At 71.8% G+C, this 15,078-nt stretch carries 10 protein-coding genes; 3 read left to right on the forward strand and 7 right to left on the reverse strand.

The annotated features are described in order from the left end of the window. Positions 1–10: 10 nt before the first annotated feature. The 4 genes from ACQP2T_RS37700 to meaB form a co-directional block, all read right to left on the reverse strand. Positions 11–1,105: an acyltransferase family protein gene (locus ACQP2T_RS37700; protein WP_433509661.1), complete on the reverse strand. Its 1,095-nt coding sequence runs from the start codon at positions 1,103–1,105 to the stop codon at positions 11–13. Beyond that, positions 1,102–1,722 (reverse strand): TetR/AcrR family transcriptional regulator, encoded by a 621-nt coding sequence (locus tag ACQP2T_RS37705; protein ID WP_433509662.1) that lies wholly within the window; start codon positions 1,720–1,722, stop codon positions 1,102–1,104. The genes ACQP2T_RS37700 and ACQP2T_RS37705 overlap by 4 nt, the downstream gene beginning before the upstream one ends. A 157-nt stretch (positions 1,723–1,879) precedes the next feature. Next, the gene (locus tag ACQP2T_RS37710) at positions 1,880–4,090 is read right to left on the reverse strand and encodes a CehA/McbA family metallohydrolase (protein WP_433509663.1); all 2,211 of its coding nucleotides are present in this window, start codon (positions 4,088–4,090) and stop codon (positions 1,880–1,882) included. A 135-nt stretch (positions 4,091–4,225) separates the two neighbouring features. Next, positions 4,226–5,191 carry a methylmalonyl Co-A mutase-associated GTPase MeaB gene (gene meaB, locus ACQP2T_RS37715; RefSeq protein WP_433509664.1) on the reverse strand — a complete coding sequence of 322 codons (966 nt, stop codon included), beginning with the start codon at positions 5,189–5,191 and terminating at the stop codon, positions 4,226–4,228. A 107-nt stretch (positions 5,192–5,298) separates the two neighbouring features. Here meaB and ACQP2T_RS37720 point away from each other — a divergent pair, with 107 nt between their 5' ends. Genes ACQP2T_RS37720 through ACQP2T_RS37730 form a run of 3 tightly spaced genes read left to right on the forward strand, consistent with a single transcriptional unit; the run spans position 5,299 to position 10,168 of the window. Then, positions 5,299–6,891: a serine/threonine protein kinase gene (locus tag ACQP2T_RS37720; protein ID WP_433509665.1), complete on the forward strand. Its 1,593-nt coding sequence runs from the start codon at positions 5,299–5,301 to the stop codon at positions 6,889–6,891. 2 nt (positions 6,892–6,893) lie between these two features. Continuing rightward, positions 6,894–8,573: a protein kinase domain-containing protein gene (locus tag ACQP2T_RS37725; protein ID WP_433509666.1), complete on the forward strand. Its 1,680-nt coding sequence runs from the start codon at positions 6,894–6,896 to the stop codon at positions 8,571–8,573. Continuing rightward, the gene (locus ACQP2T_RS37730) at positions 8,573–10,168 is read left to right on the forward strand and encodes a serine/threonine-protein kinase (protein ID WP_433509667.1); all 1,596 of its coding nucleotides are present in this window, start codon (positions 8,573–8,575) and stop codon (positions 10,166–10,168) included. The genes ACQP2T_RS37725 and ACQP2T_RS37730 overlap by 1 nt, the downstream gene beginning before the upstream one ends. A gap of 7 nt (positions 10,169–10,175) precedes the next feature. On the opposite strand, the gene scpA is transcribed toward ACQP2T_RS37730, so the two are convergent. The 3 genes from scpA to ACQP2T_RS37745 all read right to left on the reverse strand — a co-directional run bounded on the left by scpA (position 10,176) and on the right by ACQP2T_RS37745 (position 14,992). Further along, entirely contained in the window at positions 10,176–12,332 is a 2,157-nt protein-coding gene (gene scpA, locus ACQP2T_RS37735) for a methylmalonyl-CoA mutase (protein WP_433509668.1), read from the reverse strand. Next, positions 12,329–14,152, reverse strand: coding sequence for a methylmalonyl-CoA mutase subunit beta (locus tag ACQP2T_RS37740; protein WP_433509669.1), 1,824 nt, complete (start codon positions 14,150–14,152; stop codon positions 12,329–12,331). Before ACQP2T_RS37740 ends, scpA begins: the two co-directional genes overlap by 4 nt. 66 nt (positions 14,153–14,218) lie before the next feature. After that, complete coding sequence (locus ACQP2T_RS37745) at positions 14,219–14,992, reverse strand: peptidoglycan recognition protein family protein (RefSeq protein WP_433509670.1); 774 nt, start codon at positions 14,990–14,992, stop codon at positions 14,219–14,221. Positions 14,993–15,078 lie beyond the last annotated feature (86 nt).

Genomic DNA, 15,078 nt, shown 5'->3' on the forward strand with positions numbered 1-15,078 from the left:
ACGGCGACGCTCACAGCACCCGCTTGGCGCCCGGCAGCGATCGTACGAGGTAGGCCAGTCCCCAGCAGACCGGCAGCGAGATGACGGCCGCGATGGCGAACTTGACGACCGCGATCGCCTGCAGCCCGCTCAGCGCGTAGCCGATCGCGACCAGGACCAGCGGGTGGATGATGTACACGGTGAACGCCTGGGCCGACAGCCACTTGCCGCGCGGCCCCTGGTGGTTGAAGCGCTCCCTGAAGACCACGGTGAGCCCGATGATCACACTGACTGCGAAGGCCGACTCCCAGGTGGCGGTCACGGCGGTCGACAGCGCGCCCGTGGTGATCTGCGAGAGCGGCAGCAGCACGGCGCTCACCAGGGCCGCGACGCCGAAGCCGAGCGGCCCCGCCTTGGCGGGCAGGGTCATGAACCAGCCGCGCCTGAAGGCGATGAGGCCGACCACGAACATGGCCGCGTACTGCGGCAGGAAGTACGGCGTGGGCAGCCCGAGCACCGGCACGTAGGACCCCTGGGGCACCGGGATCCGCCACAGCGTGGTGGCCACCGACAGCCCGACGGTGAACAGCACGATCCAGCGCGCCCGCAACTCCGAGTGCCGTGCCCCGAGCGGCGTCTCGACCGGCGTGCTGAAGCGCCGCCACAGCGCGTAGAGGGCGGCGAACACGATCAGCACCTCGACGAACCACATTGGTCCCGGATCCCACGACCCGATGTAGTACTGCCAGTACGGCAAGGAAGCGTAGTCGGACTTGTAGGAGCCGATCGTCACCAGCGGCCGCAGCACGAGCAGGAAGACCAGCAGCGGGATGCCCAGCCGGATCAGGCGGTCCCGCAGGAACGACCGGCCGCCCTTGCGGTCGTAGGAGCCGGGGGTGAAGAAGCCGGAGATCAGGAAGAAGAAGCCCATGAAGAACGCCTGGTCGAACACCACGAGGATGTCCAGCGCGACCCCCGAGGGGTCCTTGGCGGGCTCGGTGTAGAACCAGAGCGGGATGTTTCCGTAGGTGACCGCGACATGGTGGACGACGACCAGCGCGGTCAGCACGATGCGCAGGTTGTCGATGGCGAAGAGCCGCGTGGCAGTCCTCGGCTCGGTCTTCATTGTTTGACAGCCCTCTCGAATAGGTCGGCCAGCTCTCTGGCGTGTGCGTCGAGGTCGTGGTCGGGATAGGTCACCCAGTAGCCGAACATGTTGTCGATGGCCGACGACATCGTGACGGCCATCACGCGGACGTCGAACGTCCTGAACTCCCCGGCGGCCTGGCCGGCGCGGTAGATCAGCTCCAGCGCCGCGTAGGTCTCCTCGTTGGCCTTGAAGCCGTAGCGCGGCTGGCCGTCGGCGGTGCGCAGGTTGTAGAAGATCTGGCCGAGCGCCCTGAGCTGCGTCCGGTGCGCCTTCATGTGCGAGGCGATGGCCAGGATGTACGTCCTGAGCAGGTCCGTGGCTGATTCCTGCCCCTCCATCTGGGCTCGGACGTGCTCGCCGATCGCGCTGTAGACCTGGTTGACCACCTCCTCCATCAACTCGTCCTTGCCGGCGAAGTGATAGGAGATGACGCCCTTGCTGATGCCGGCGTGCTGGGCGATCCGGGCCAGCGACGCCCCGGCGAACCCGGACTCGGCGATCACCTCGATCGCGGACGCGACGATCTGGGCCCGCCGGGCCTCTTCGATGAACGAACGCGCTTTCTGGCCGCTCGGTTCATTTTCTGACCGCATGGCCAAAATTTAACACATGCGGCCACTATCCGCGCATCGCCCTGGTCAGAGCCTCAGCCAGCCCGCCCGGCCGTACCATCCGCCGCCCGCGGCGAGGTGGTCGTCGAGCAGCCACGAGTGGCACGTCGCGACGAGGAAACGCTCCTCCGGGAAGCACTCAGCGTAGACGCGACTGGTAGACCGCTCTGGCCTGTCGCAGCACGGCCAGGTGGTCGACGAGCTGGTCGCGGTCGGCCAGCCTGGCGTGCTGCTTGATGAGGTCTTCCAGCAGGTCGAGCCAGTCGAGGCACCACCGCACGTCGGCGGGCGTGGCCACCGGCCTGCCGTCGACGTCCACGTACACGGGGCTGGTCAGGGCGTAGCCGGTGTGGTTGAGCGTGCGCGGGTGCGGGTCGCACAGGGCCTCGGCGATCACGTACGTGGGGCGGTCGGTCTCCAGCTCGACCGTCACGCTCAGCACCTCCTCCTCGCCGCGCCAGTGGACCGTGGGCGGGCACCCACCGGCCTCGAACCAGTCGCCGGGGCTGGTCGCGGGCTCCAGGCCGCGTACCTCGCCACCCCACCGCTCGCCGGCCGGCAGGCGCTCCGCCCCGGCGCGGACGCCCTCCGCCGTACGGACGCGGACCGCCGTGACCTCCGGGCCGATGGCGGTGGCGGTGACCGTCAGCCGGTCGCCTCGGCACGTGTCGATCGTGTCGCCCGGCCCGTACCCGTCGACCGAGAGCTCCAGCCAGGGCCCGGTGGTGGCGGACGTACGGCCGGCCCGTACCGCCTCGGTGAACGACGCGGCGGTCAGCGCGCCCTCCACCTGGGCGTAGACGCGGGCCCAGCCGGGTGGGTTCGACTGGTTGCCGGCCCGGGTGAAGGAGATCATCGAGTCGGTGCCCGCCGTGACGGCCAGCCGGTTGCCCGCTCCGATCAGCCGCCGGTACACCGCCGCGCTCGCCGTGATCGAGGAGTGGGTCAGCACGTCGAGGCTGTCGACGAGCCCGAGCGCCGCGTCGGCGACCAGCTCCCTGGCGGCGCAGTTGCGCGGCACGGGCCAGACGATGGACTTGGGCGAGTCGCAGTCGCCGATCGGCTGGTGGAACGGGTGGCTGTAGCCGACGAGCGCCCCCAGCCCGCGCAGCTCGCGCAGGCCCTCGGCGTTGGGCGGCCAGTCGGCGTCCCCGTCGAACCCGGTGTGGAAGCGCTCCGGCGCCACCCGTGGCGCGAAGGCGTAGACGTGGCCGAGCAGGTCGTTGCGGTATTCGGCGCCCATCCTGGCCAGGTGGGTCGCGTCGGACCAGGGCAGGTCGTCGCCGCTCCAGTGGTCGAGCGCCGCCCGGTCGTAGACGCGGCTGCCCGAGACGTTGCCGGCCACCAGGTTGAGTACGTGCAGGTCCTCGCCGTGCTGCGCCGCCGCCGCGTCGGCCGGCAGGCCGACCACGTCACCGGCCCAGTTGAGGTGTACGTGCATGTCGCCGCCGTACCAGCCGAGGGCCGCGGCGTCGTAGATCCTGCGCGGGGCCAGCCGTACCAGGTGCTCCTCGCCCGGCTCAGGGGTGATCTCCACGGTGGCCGTGCCGTACTCCATGCCCCTGGTCACCGTGACCGTCAGCGGCTCGGCCGGGACGCGCAGGACGAGGTCGTCACCGTGGAAGTACGGGCGGCCGTGGAAGTCGTGGCGGTGCGGGGTCGCCTCGGGGAACCAGCCCTGTCCGTCGGCGCCAGCGACGCTCCACCGGCAGGGGAACCCGGCGCTCAGCCGTAACGTGGCCGCCGGGGCCGTCCTGGTCAGCCCGTCGATCGGCACGGGCGCTCCGTCGACGGTGACCGTGCTGTCGCCGTCGATCTCGACCAGCCAGGCGCCTCTCGGCGCAACGACCCGTTCGGCGCCGTCCACGACGACGGCGCTGGCGACGTCGCGCCGCGAGTCGACCAGCATCGCGAACCGCGGCGGCCCGGTGCGATCGGCGCGGTCCGGCGGCCCGCCTGTCGCGGGGTCCGGCACCGTGTGCGGCACGCGGTCCAGCAGCGCGCGTGGCGTGCAGTCCAGTACGGCGCCGCCGGACGTCAGGCGCAGAGCGGCCAGGTGGGCGGGCAGTTCGCCGTCGAGCGCGTCGCGCAGGAGCTCGTCGAAGTCCACCTCCGCCAGGCGGGTGGCGAGCAGGTCCAGGGTCTCGCCGGGGTGACGCGCGGCGAGGCGGTCGTAGGCCAGCCGCCAGAACAGGTCCATCTGGGCGGGAGGCAGGACCCTGCGCCTGGCGAAGAGCTTGACGTAGTGGATCTCCGGCTCGCCCCAGGTGATGCCGTGCTCGCCGAGCAGCCGCCCGTACTCCGCCAATGCCCCTGTGACCGACTCCGGCAGCCCCGATTCCGCACCCATATGCCCCTCCAGGCGTTGATGGGGGCAATAGTGACATGAATCACGTCACTGAGTGATTACGGGGCGTAGAGGTGGATGGGATCTTTCACCCAGCGGAGGAGGAATCTCAACCCGAGAGCCACTCACCTATGCCGGTCACCGGCGCGGGCGCTCGAAAGCGGACAGGAGACGGTCGGCGGCGAGGGCCGGGGTGAGGGTGCCCGCGAGGACGTCCCGCTCGACCTCCTCCGCGATCGCCGCCACCTCCGGCGCGTCCCGGAGCTCGGTCAGCAGCCGGTCGCGCACCAGCGTCCACGTCCACTGCACCTGCTGGCGGCGGCGCTTGGCGGCCAGGTCCAGCGACTTCTGGTGGGCCAGCACCTTGCGCCACAGCTCGTCGAGCCCCGAACCCGTGAGGCCGCTGCAGGTGAGGACCGGCGGTGGCACGCTGTCGGAACGCAGCATGCGCAGCGCCCCCGCGAGCTCCCGCGCCGCCTTGCGCGCCGCCGGCTCGTGCTCGCCGTCCGCCTTGTTGACCGCGATGACGTCGGCCAGTTCGAGCACGCCCTTCTTGATGCCCTGCAGCTGGTCCCCGGTACGCGCCAGGCTGAGCAGCAGGAACGTGTCGACCATGTCGGCCACCGCCGTCTCCGACTGGCCGACGCCCACGGTCTCGACGAGCACCACGTCGAACCCGCCCGCCTCCACCACGACCATGGCCTCCCTGGTCGCCTTGGCCACGCCGCCCAGGGTGCCCGAGGTGGGCGAGGGCCGGATGAAGGCGGCGGGGTCCATGGACAGGCGGGCCATGCGGGTCTTGTCGCCGAGGATGCTCCCGCCGGTCCTGGTGGAGGAGGGATCCACGGCCAGTACGGCGACCTTGTGGCCCTGGCCGGTCAGCATGGTGCCGAGGGCGTCGATGAAGGTGGACTTGCCCACGCCGGGCACCCCTGAGACGCCCACCCGCGTGGCCCCGCCGGACAGCGGGGTGAGCTCGACCAGCAGCCGCTGGGCGAGCGCGATGTGGTCCGCCCTGGTCGACTCCACGAGCGTGATGGCGCGGGCGATCCAGGTACGCGAGCCTTCGCGCACCCCACGGGCATAGTCCTCCAGCGAGCGCACTCGCCCCCCTTTCTCAGGCTTGGTCAGCTTAACTTCCGACAGATCCTGACTTTTGGCGCTAGGGTGCTGGACGTCTATTCTCAGCTGTCACAGGAGTCACTCCCCTTATGCCCAATGTCGAACCCTTACGAGCGGGCGACCCGGCGGCGGTGGGGCGTTATCGGCTCGTCGGACGGCTGGGCGCGGGCGGCCAGGGCGTGGTCTACCTCGGCCAGGCGCGCAACGGGGCGCCGGTCGCGATCAAAGTGCTCCGCGAGGACATCGCGGGTGACGACCGCTTCGCCAAGGAGATCGCCGCCGCGCGGCGGGTGGAGCCGTTCTGCATCGCGCAGGTGCTCGACGCGTCGACCACCGGCCGGCCGTACATCGTGACCGAGTACGTGGACGGGCCGTCCCTCCAGGACGCGGGCCGGCACAGCGGGGCGCGGCTGCAACGGCTCGCGGTCGCGACGGCGACCGCGCTGGCCGCCATCCACCAGGCGGGCGTCGTGCACCGTGACTTCACGCCGTCGAACGTCCTGCTCGGGCGGGACGGCCCGCGCGTCATCGACTTCGGCATCGCCCGCGCGCTGGTCTCCGGGGTGACCTCGACGAGCAGCATCGTCGGCACGCCCGCCTACATGGCGCCGGAGCAGCTGGCGGGGCAGGTGGTGGGGGCTCAGGCGGACGTGTTCGCGTGGGCGTCGGTGATCGTGTACGCGGCGTCGGGGGTGCCGCCGTTCGGCGACGACTCGCTGCCCGCGGTGATCAACCGCATCGTGCACAGCGAACCGCAGGTGGGTGAGCTGCCGGAGCCGCTGCGTTCGGTGGTGCTGAGCTGCCTGGCCAAGGATCCGGCCCGCCGCCCGTCCATGCAGGACGTGCTGCTGCACCTGCTCGGCGGACAGTCCCGGCCTCCGGCGCCGCCGGAACAGCCTGGACCTGGATACAGCGCGGACCAGTCTGGGTACGGCGACCCTGGGTATGGTGGCGCGCCCGAGCAGCCTGGCTACGGTCCCGCGCCGGACCAGGCCGAGTATGGCGCCGCGCCCGACCAGGGCGGGTATGGTCCCGCGCCCGATCAGGACGCCACTCAGGTGAGCCCGCAGGCAGCCGGAGGCGACGGCAAGGCGCGGCCACGGCGGCGGCGCGTGAAGACCGTCGCCATCGCGGGCGCTTCCGGCATCTCGGTGCTGGCGCTGGGCGCGGCGATCGTGTGGCTGACCCCTTCGACGCCGACGCCGAAGACCAGGAACCTGTCCGGCGTCTCCACCCCGACCCCGTCGGCCACCTCCCCCACGCGTACACCCCGCCCGAGGAAGACCCGCACGTCCCAGCCGACCCCGGACCCCGCGAGCCAGAACGGCACCCCCACCGCGGACCCGACGGCCACTTCCGTCGCGGGCGGGCAGCTCAAGGTCCGGTACGTCCGCGCCGGCGGCGCGCTCGACAACGGGTGCTACGCCGGCGGCCTGGTGACGCTCAGGGGGCTGGTCCAGCGCCAGGGCACGCCGCTGAACTTCAGCTTCGCCTGGATCATCGACGGCAGGACGGTGTCGCGGTCGACGGCCACCATCCCGCAGGACGGCGAGCTGCGCCTGACCTCGCCCCGCGACATCAAGGGCAGCGGGAGCACCCACCTCGCGACCCTGCGGATCACCTCGCCCGTGGCCAGGCAGCGGAGCGTCTCCGTCACGCTGTGCCCGGGCGAGACGAACTGACGATGGCCGCGCAACCGCTCCTGCCGGAGGACCCCGGCGCCGTCGGCCCGTACCGGCTGGTCGGGCGGCTGGGCGAGGGCGGCCAGGGCGTGGTCTACCTGGCGCAGGCGCCGAACGGCGGGCCGGTCGCGGTCAAGGTGCTGCTGGACGGGCTGGTCGGGGACGACCGCTTCGCCAAGGAGGTCGCGGCGGCGCGGCGGGTGGAGCCGTTCTGCATCGCGCAGGTGCTGGACGCCTCGCTGGGCGCCCGGCCGTACATCGTGACCGAGTACGTCGAGGGCCCCTCGCTCCAGCAGGCGGGCCGGCACAGCGGCGGCGACCTGCAACGACTGGCCGTGGCGACCGCCACGGCGCTGGCGGCCATCCACGCGGCCGGGATCGTGCACCGCGACTTCAAACCGGCGAACGTCCTGCTCGGACGGGACGGCCCGCGCGTCATCGACTTCGGCATCGCCCGCGCCACGGACTCCGCGCTCACGGTCACCAGCGGCATCGTCGGCACCCCGGCGTACATGGCGCCCGAACAACTGGCCGGGGCGCCCGCCGGGCCCGCGGCGGACGTGTTCGCGTGGGGGTCGGTGATCGTGTACGCGGCCGGCGGGGAGCCGCCGTTCGGGCAGGACTCGCTGCCCGCCGTCATCAGCCGCATCCTCAACAACGAACCCCAGCTGGGAGACCTGCCGCGGTCGCTGCAGGCGATCGTGTACGCGTGCCTGTCCAAGGACCCGGCCCGCCGCCCGACCATGCAGGACGTGCTGCTCGCCCTGCTGGGCGGCCAGTCGTCCGGTACGACGGGCGCCGGGCCCGGCTTCCCGCAGACCGGGGCTCACGGCTCCATGGGCCTCGGGCACGGCCCGCAACCCTCGGGGCCGATCGGACCCGGTCAAGGCATGCCGAACGGGCCGCTCGGGCCGGGCATGCCGGTCGGGACCGGGCCGGGCACGCAGCCGGGTAGGCGGTCGGCCGGGCACGGGCGGGGCACGGATCAGGGGCAGGCGGCGGGGCGTGGGCGGGTGCTCATCCCGCTGTTAGCCGGGGGCGGGAGTGTGGCGATCATGGCGTCCATCGCCACAGCCGTGACGCTCGCGTTCCCGCCGGGCACGGGGACCCAGCCGCCCGCCGCCGCCTCCTCCGCGACGAAGACAGGCGTCCAAACCGCGGACACCACCCCGTCGAAGAGCCCCCGGCCGCGCAAGACCACCACCCGCAAGCCCACGCGAAAACCCAGCGCGAGCCCCACCGTGAAACCCACGACCAAGCTCACCGCGGAGCCCACGACCAGGCCCACGTCCTCCCCCGAACGCTCGACACCCGCCCCCACCCGCACCACGAAGAAGCCCACCACCACAAGGGCCAACCTCTCGATCCTCGGCATCACCGTCCACGGCGCCCATCCCACGAACGGCTGCCTCATGCCGCCGGTCAACTTCGACACCCAGGTGGAGACGGACAAGACCCCGGCGGGCGAGTACGGCGTGCTGAAGTACAACTTCGCCTGGCTCATCGACGGCAAGGCCGTCATGCGGCGCGGGGGCCTGATCGGCCATGGGGAGTACACCGGCTGGGAAGGGTCGCTGGGCTACATGGTGAAGGAGGGCACGCACACGGTCACGTTCAAGCTGACGTCGCCGGTCGTCAAGAGCAGGTCCACGACGTTCACCGTCTGCTCCATCGAAGACTGATGACGGAGCGGGATCCCACCGAGATCGGCCCGTACCGGCTGGCCAGGCGGTTGGGCGCGGGCGGCCAGGGTGTGGTCTACCTGGGGTACGCCCCGGACGGCACACAGGTCGCCGTCAAGGTCCTGCGGACGGGCTCGGCCCACGACGACCGCCTGGCCAAGGAGGTCGCGGCGGCGCGGCGGGTGGAGCCGTTCTGCATCGCGCAGGTGCTGGACGCCTCGCTGGGCGCCCGGCCGTACATCGTGACCGAGTACGTCGAGGGCCCCTCGCTCGCGCAGGCCGGCCGGCACACCGGCGCGGGCCTGCAACGCCTGGCGGTCGCCACGGCCACGGCGCTGGCCGCCATCCACCGTGCGGGCGTCGTGCACCGGGACTTCAAACCGGCCAACGTCCTGCTCGGTCCCGGCGGTCCCCGGGTCATCGACTTCGGTATCGCCCGCGCCGCCGGCTCCGCGCTCACGGTCACCAGCGGCATCGTCGGCACCCCCGCGTACATGGCGCCCGAGCAGTTGTCCGGGACCGCCGTCGGGGCCGCGGCGGACGTGTTCGCGTGGGCGTCGGTGATCGTGTACGCGGCGTCGGGGGTGCCGCCGTTCGGCAACGACGCGCTGCCGGCCGTCATCAACCGCATCCTCAACAACGAGCCGCAGCTCGGCGACCTGCCGGACGGGCTGCGGCCGATCGTGTACGCCTGCCTGTCCAAGGGCCCGGCCCGCCGCCCGACCATGCAGGACGTCCTGCTGCGCCTCCTCGGCGGCACGCCGAACCCCCTGCCAGCGGCTCACGCGGCAGGCCCCGGGCAGGGCGAGGGTGGACATGCGGGTCACGGACCGGCCGGAAATGGGTATGCGGCCGCATACGGCGGGCCCGGACAAGCTGGCCCGCCCGGTCCGTCTGGCCTGCCCAGCGCGGCCGCAGTGGGGAACGGGGGCGCGCCCGGCTCGGGACGTAACCGGACGCTGCTCGTGGGCGGTGCGGCGGTCGCTGTGGCGGGCGTCGTGGTGGCGGCGACCGTCGTCTGGGCACTGCCGTCCTTACGCCTGCCGAACGTCTTCGGCGCCTTGGCCACCCCCACCGCGACGCCCATCACCAGCCCCTCCCCCACCGGCGCCTCCCCCACCAAGACCACCGGAGCCAAGGGCAAGCAGTCCGCGACGCCCTCACCCGGCCGCAAGCGGCCCACGCGCGACACGAAGACCACAACGCCGACCACCAAGCCGAGCGCGAAGCCCAGCACCACCGCGACCGCCACCAAACCCGCCGCCAAAGCCACCACCGAGGCGACGACCGCGAGCGGCGGGGTTCGGTCCGTGACCCTGCGGCCGGAAGGCATCGACCTGGGCGGCTGCTGGCGTAGCGACCTCAACGTGTACGCCGTCATCGACGGCCCCAAAGGCCACGCCTTCACCTACCGCTGGCTCGTCGACGGCGAGAACCTGGGCCGCACCCCGGCCGTGACCCCTCACAAGGTCTACCTGCCGGCCGGGTCGTTCAAGACGCAGGGCACGCACCGGGTCGCCTTCAACGTGGTCAGCGGGGGCAGCCAGCAGCGCGCCATCTCCGTGAAGATGTGCGCCCTCGACCGGGTGGACTGAGGCCGGGTCAGTGCCCCAGGCGGGACGCGAGCTCCGTCAGCAGGTCCAGGGCGGCGTCGGCGATCACCGTACCGGGAGGGAAGATCGCCGAGGCGCCGGCCGCGCGCAGTTCGTCGAAGTCGCCCGGCGGGACGACGCCGCCGACCACGATCATCACGTCGTCCGCGCCCAGCGCCGCCAGTGCCTGCCTGAGCGCGGGCACCAGGGTCAGGTGCCCGGCCGCCAGCGAGGACACACCGACGATGTGCACGTCCGCCTCGACGGCCTGCCGCGCCACCTCCTCCGGCGTCTGGAACAGCGGGCCGACGTCCACGTCGAACCCCAGGTCGGCGAACGCGGTGGCGATCACCTTCTGGCCGCGGTCGTGGCCGTCCTGGCCCATCTTGGCCACCAGGATGCGCGGGCGACGGCCCTCGGCGCGCTCGAAGTCGGCGCTCGCCCGGCGTACCCGCTCGATGTTGGCGGCCGGGCCCGCCTCGTCGCGATACACGCCGGAGATGGTACGGACCTGCTCCGCGTGGCGCCCGAAGACCCGCTCCAGCGCGTCGGAGATCTCGCCCACGGTCGCCTTGGCGCGGGCGGCGTCGACCGCCAGTTTGAGCAGGTTGTGTTCGAGACCGGGGGTGGGCTCGCCGGCTGCCTTCGTCAGGGCGTCGAGCGCGCGGGCCACGGCGCCGCCATCGCGTTCGGCCCGCAGCCTGCGCAGTTTGTCGAGCTGCTGCGCCCGTACGGCGCTGTTGTCGACCTTGAGCACCTCGATCGGCTCGTCGGCGTCGGTGCGGTACTTGTTCACGCCGATCACGGGCTGGCGGCCCGAGTCGATGCGGGCCTGGGCGCGGGCCGCGGCCTCCTCGATGCGGAGCTTGGGCAGCCCGGCCTCGATGGCGCGGGCCATGCCGCCGGCGGCCTCGACCTCCTGGATGTGGGCCCAGGCGCGTTCGGCGAGATCGTGGGTGAGGCGTTCGACGTAGTAGGAGCCGCCCCACGGGTCGATCACCTGGGTGGTGCCCGACTCCTGCTGGAGGAGGAGCTGGGTGTTGCGGGCGATCCGGGCGGAGAAGTCGGTGGGCAGCGCGAGCGCCTCGTCGAGGGCGTTGGTGTGCAGGGACTGGGTGTGGCCCTGGGTGGCGGCCATGGCCTCGACGCACGTACGGGCGACGTTGTTGAACGGGTCCTGCGCGGTGAGGGACCAGCCGGAGGTCTGGGAGTGGGTACGGAGACTCAGAGATTTCGGATTTTTCGCGTTAAATCCGGAAACGAGGTTCGCCCACAGGAGGCGGGCGGCCCGGAGTTTGGCGACCTCCATGAAGAAGTTCATGCCGATGCACCAGAAGAACGACAGCCTGGGCGCGAACCTGTCGACGTCCATCCCGGCGGCGACGCCTGCCCGCAGGTATTCGACCCCGTCGGCCAGGGTGTAGGCGAGTTCGAGGTCGCAGGTGGCCCCGGCCTCCTGGATGTGATAGCCGGAGATACTGATGGAATTAAACTTCGGCATCTTTTCACTGGTAAACGCGAAAATATCCGAAATTATCCGCATCGATGGGCCTGGCGGATAAATGTAGGTGTTGCGGACCATGAACTCTTTGAGGATGTCGTTCTGGATGGTCCCGGCCAGCTGCTCGGGCGCCACCCCCTGCTCCTCGGCCGCCACGATGTAGAGCGCCAGTACGGGCAGGACCGCGCCGTTCATGGTCATCGACACCGACATCCGGTCGAGCGGGATCCCGTCGAACAGCTGCCGCATGTCATAGATCGAGTCGATCGCCACCCCGGCCATGCCCACGTCACCGGCGACCCGCGGATGGTCGGAGTCGTAGCCCCGGTGCGTGGCCAGGTCGAACGCCACCGACAGGCCCTTCTGCCCGGCGGCCAGGTTGCGGCGGTAGAAGGCGTTGGAGTCCTCGGCCGTGGAGAAGCCCGCGTACTGGCGGATCGTCCAGGGCTGGTTGACGTACATGGTCGGATAGGGGCCGCGCAGGTACGGCGCGGCGCCCGGATAGGTCCGCAGGAAGTCGAGCCCGTCGAGGTCGCCGGCCGTGTAGACCGGCTTGACCCCGATCCCCTCGGGCGTCTCCCAGACCTCGGCGGCATCTATGGCGGGCTGAGCGGGCTCGGTGGAAGTCGGGTCGGTCAGTGGGATGGCCGAGAAGTCCGGGATCATCGCGTCACCTCCAGGTCGTCGAAGGTCGTGCGGAGCACGGCGAGCGCGTCGCACCCGGCGTAGAGGCGGTCGTCGACGCCTTCGTAACTCCCCTTCCCCGCCAGCCAGATCTTTTTCGCGCCCGCCCGTCTCAGCGCGGCGGCGACCGCCTCGGCGTGCAGTCCGTACATCTTGTCGCTGGAGCACAGGCAGGCCACGTCGCTCCCGCTGACGGCGAAGGCGGTGGCGATCTGGTCGGGGTCGGTCCCCGGTCCGGCGGTCTGGGTGGCCAGGCCGCCCGCCTGGAACAGGTTCGCGGCGAACGCGGCGCGGGCCGTGTGGGCGGCGACGGGTCCGAAGGTGGCCAGGAACACCACGGGCCGCTCCGGCTGCGCGTCGGCGAGATCCCGCAGCGCCTCGAACTCCCGCGCGTACCGAATCCGCGGCAACCCCTCCCCCGCAGGCACGCCCTCATCCCCGGGACTCTCGTCCGCGACCGCGCCCCCATCCTCGGCGCTCTCCCCCGCGAGCGCGCTGCCCCCGGGACTCTCCCCCGCGAGCGCGGCTCCGTCGCCGGGGCTCCGGCGGACCGGTTTCTCGTCGAGGTGGGGGAACTCGCTCACGCCGGTGATCGGGAAGCGCCGGTGGGCGATGTCGTCGGCGCGGCGTTGCCTGGTCTCCGCGATCCGCTCGGCGACCAGACCGGACGCCGCTGTGATCCCCCCGGCGGCCTCGATCTCCTGGAACCAGGCCCAGGCGCGGTCGGCCAGGTCGGCGGTGCGGCGCTCGACGTACCAGGAGCCGGCCGCCGGGTCGGCCACCCGGCCGGCCCCGGCCTCCTCCAGCAGCAGCGCCTGCGTGTTGCGCGCCATCCGCCGGGCGAACGCGTCCGGCGCCCCCAGGCACGCGTCGAACGGCTGCACGGTCACCGCGTCCGCGCCCCCCACTCCGGCGGCGAAGCAGGCGATGGTGGTGCGGAGCAGGTTCACCCAGGGGTCGCGAGCGGTCATCATGGCGGAGCTCGTCACCGCGTGCTGCCGCTGCCCGCCGTCCGCCGCCCCGCACACCTCGGCCACCCGCGCCCAGAGCGTACGGGCGGCCCGCAGCTTGGCGATGGCGGCGAACTGGTCGTCGGTGACGGCGTAACGGAACTCCAGCTGCCCGAACGCCTGCTCGACGCTGAGCCCCGCACCGGTGAGCGCGCGCAGGTGCTCGACGCCCAGCGCGATCGAGCAGCCGAGCTCGTCGGCGTCGCTCCCGCCCGCGTCGTGGTAGGGCGTGGCGTCCAGCAGGACGGCCCGCATCCCGGGGAAGCCCTGCGCGCACCGCGCCGCCAGCTCGGCCGTCGTGTCCCGGCCCGCCGTACCGATCGAGGCGCCCAGGTTGCCCGTCGGCGAGACGCCACGCTCCGCCGCCAGCCCGAACAGGGTCTCGGCGGCCTCCCGGACCTCGGGCCCGGCTTCCAGGACGATCGGCGCGAGGTCCAGAAGGACCTCCCGCAGCAGGTCGGCGAGCCGCCCGACCGGGATCGCGCCGGCGCCCAGGACCAGCCAGAGCGAGGTGACACCGTGCTCCAGATCGGCCAGTACGGCCTCGGGGTCGGCCACGGCGTGCCGCTGCCGCACATCCCACCCGGCGCGCGCCCCAGGGGCGCCCTTCCTCAGGGTCTTGGGGAGATCGGCGGCGTCGTAGAGCGGCGCGAGCCTCACCCCGTCGTACGTGATGCTGGACAGCGCCTCTTCGGGCGACCCGGCTTCGACACCCGTCTTACGCAGGACCTCAAGCGCCAGCGCCCGCCAGTCATCCCGATTGGTGGGGGGAAAACCCGCTACCAGATGCATGTTCGGATAGTAGGCGTTGCCCTGTTGGACGAGGAACCCCGGGTTCGCCCCTGACCGACCCCACTGTCAGGGCAGCGGTGCCTCCCAGCTCAGCCGCCAGGTGGTCGGACCGACGATGCCGTCGTCGTCGATGCTCACACTGCGCTGGAAACGACGGCACACGTCGCGCGAGGCGCTGCCGTAGGCGCCGTCGACCTCGATCTCCCAGCCGCGTACCTTCATCTGCTGCTGCCACGTACGCACGTCCTCGCCCTGCGTCACCGGCGGGTACTTGAGCAGCCGCCCGGGGAACGGCGGCGCCGTCGGCAGGTCGGGCCCACCGCCGCCGCCACCCGGCCGGGGCGCGCCGCGCTTGACCCACGCGTAGAGGGGCTCGCCCGGACAGTCGGTCGAGTAGCCGTCCCGGTGTCCCTTGATCTCCTTGCCCGCCTTGCCGCGTTCCCGGACGTAGTCGACCGCGTCCAGGATGCCGTTGAGCAGGCCGTCGGGCGGCTCCACCAGCCCGGCGTTGCCGACCAGGCCGAGCACGGCGTAATGGCCCGAGTTGAGCCCGGCCCCGTTGGCCGCCGGTAAGTGATGCAGCCCCCGCCCCTCGAACACCTTCCGGTGCGGACACGCCACGAACGAGTAGCCGATGTCGATCCAGCCGTTGCCGTCCATGTGGAAGCCCTGAATGGACTGCACCAGCGACACACAGCCCGCGTGGTCGGCGACGATGCCCGGCTCGACCCGGCCGCCCGTGTAGTGGACCTTCACTCCTTTGGTGGAGTCGAGCTGTGTGTAGTCACCGTGTGGCGCACGGGCGTGCCAGTCACGCCGTAACACGAGGTCAATGGCCACCTTGTGTCTCCGGGGGTAGGGGAATGTGACCACTGAGCGTAGCCCGGAGTGCGCGGAAAGGTTGGTAGATCTGGATTTTTGATGTT

This window comes from Nonomuraea sp. CA-143628, from assembly GCF_050942315.1.
In the GTDB taxonomy this organism is placed as follows: Bacteria; Actinomycetota; Actinomycetes; order Streptosporangiales; family Streptosporangiaceae; genus Nonomuraea.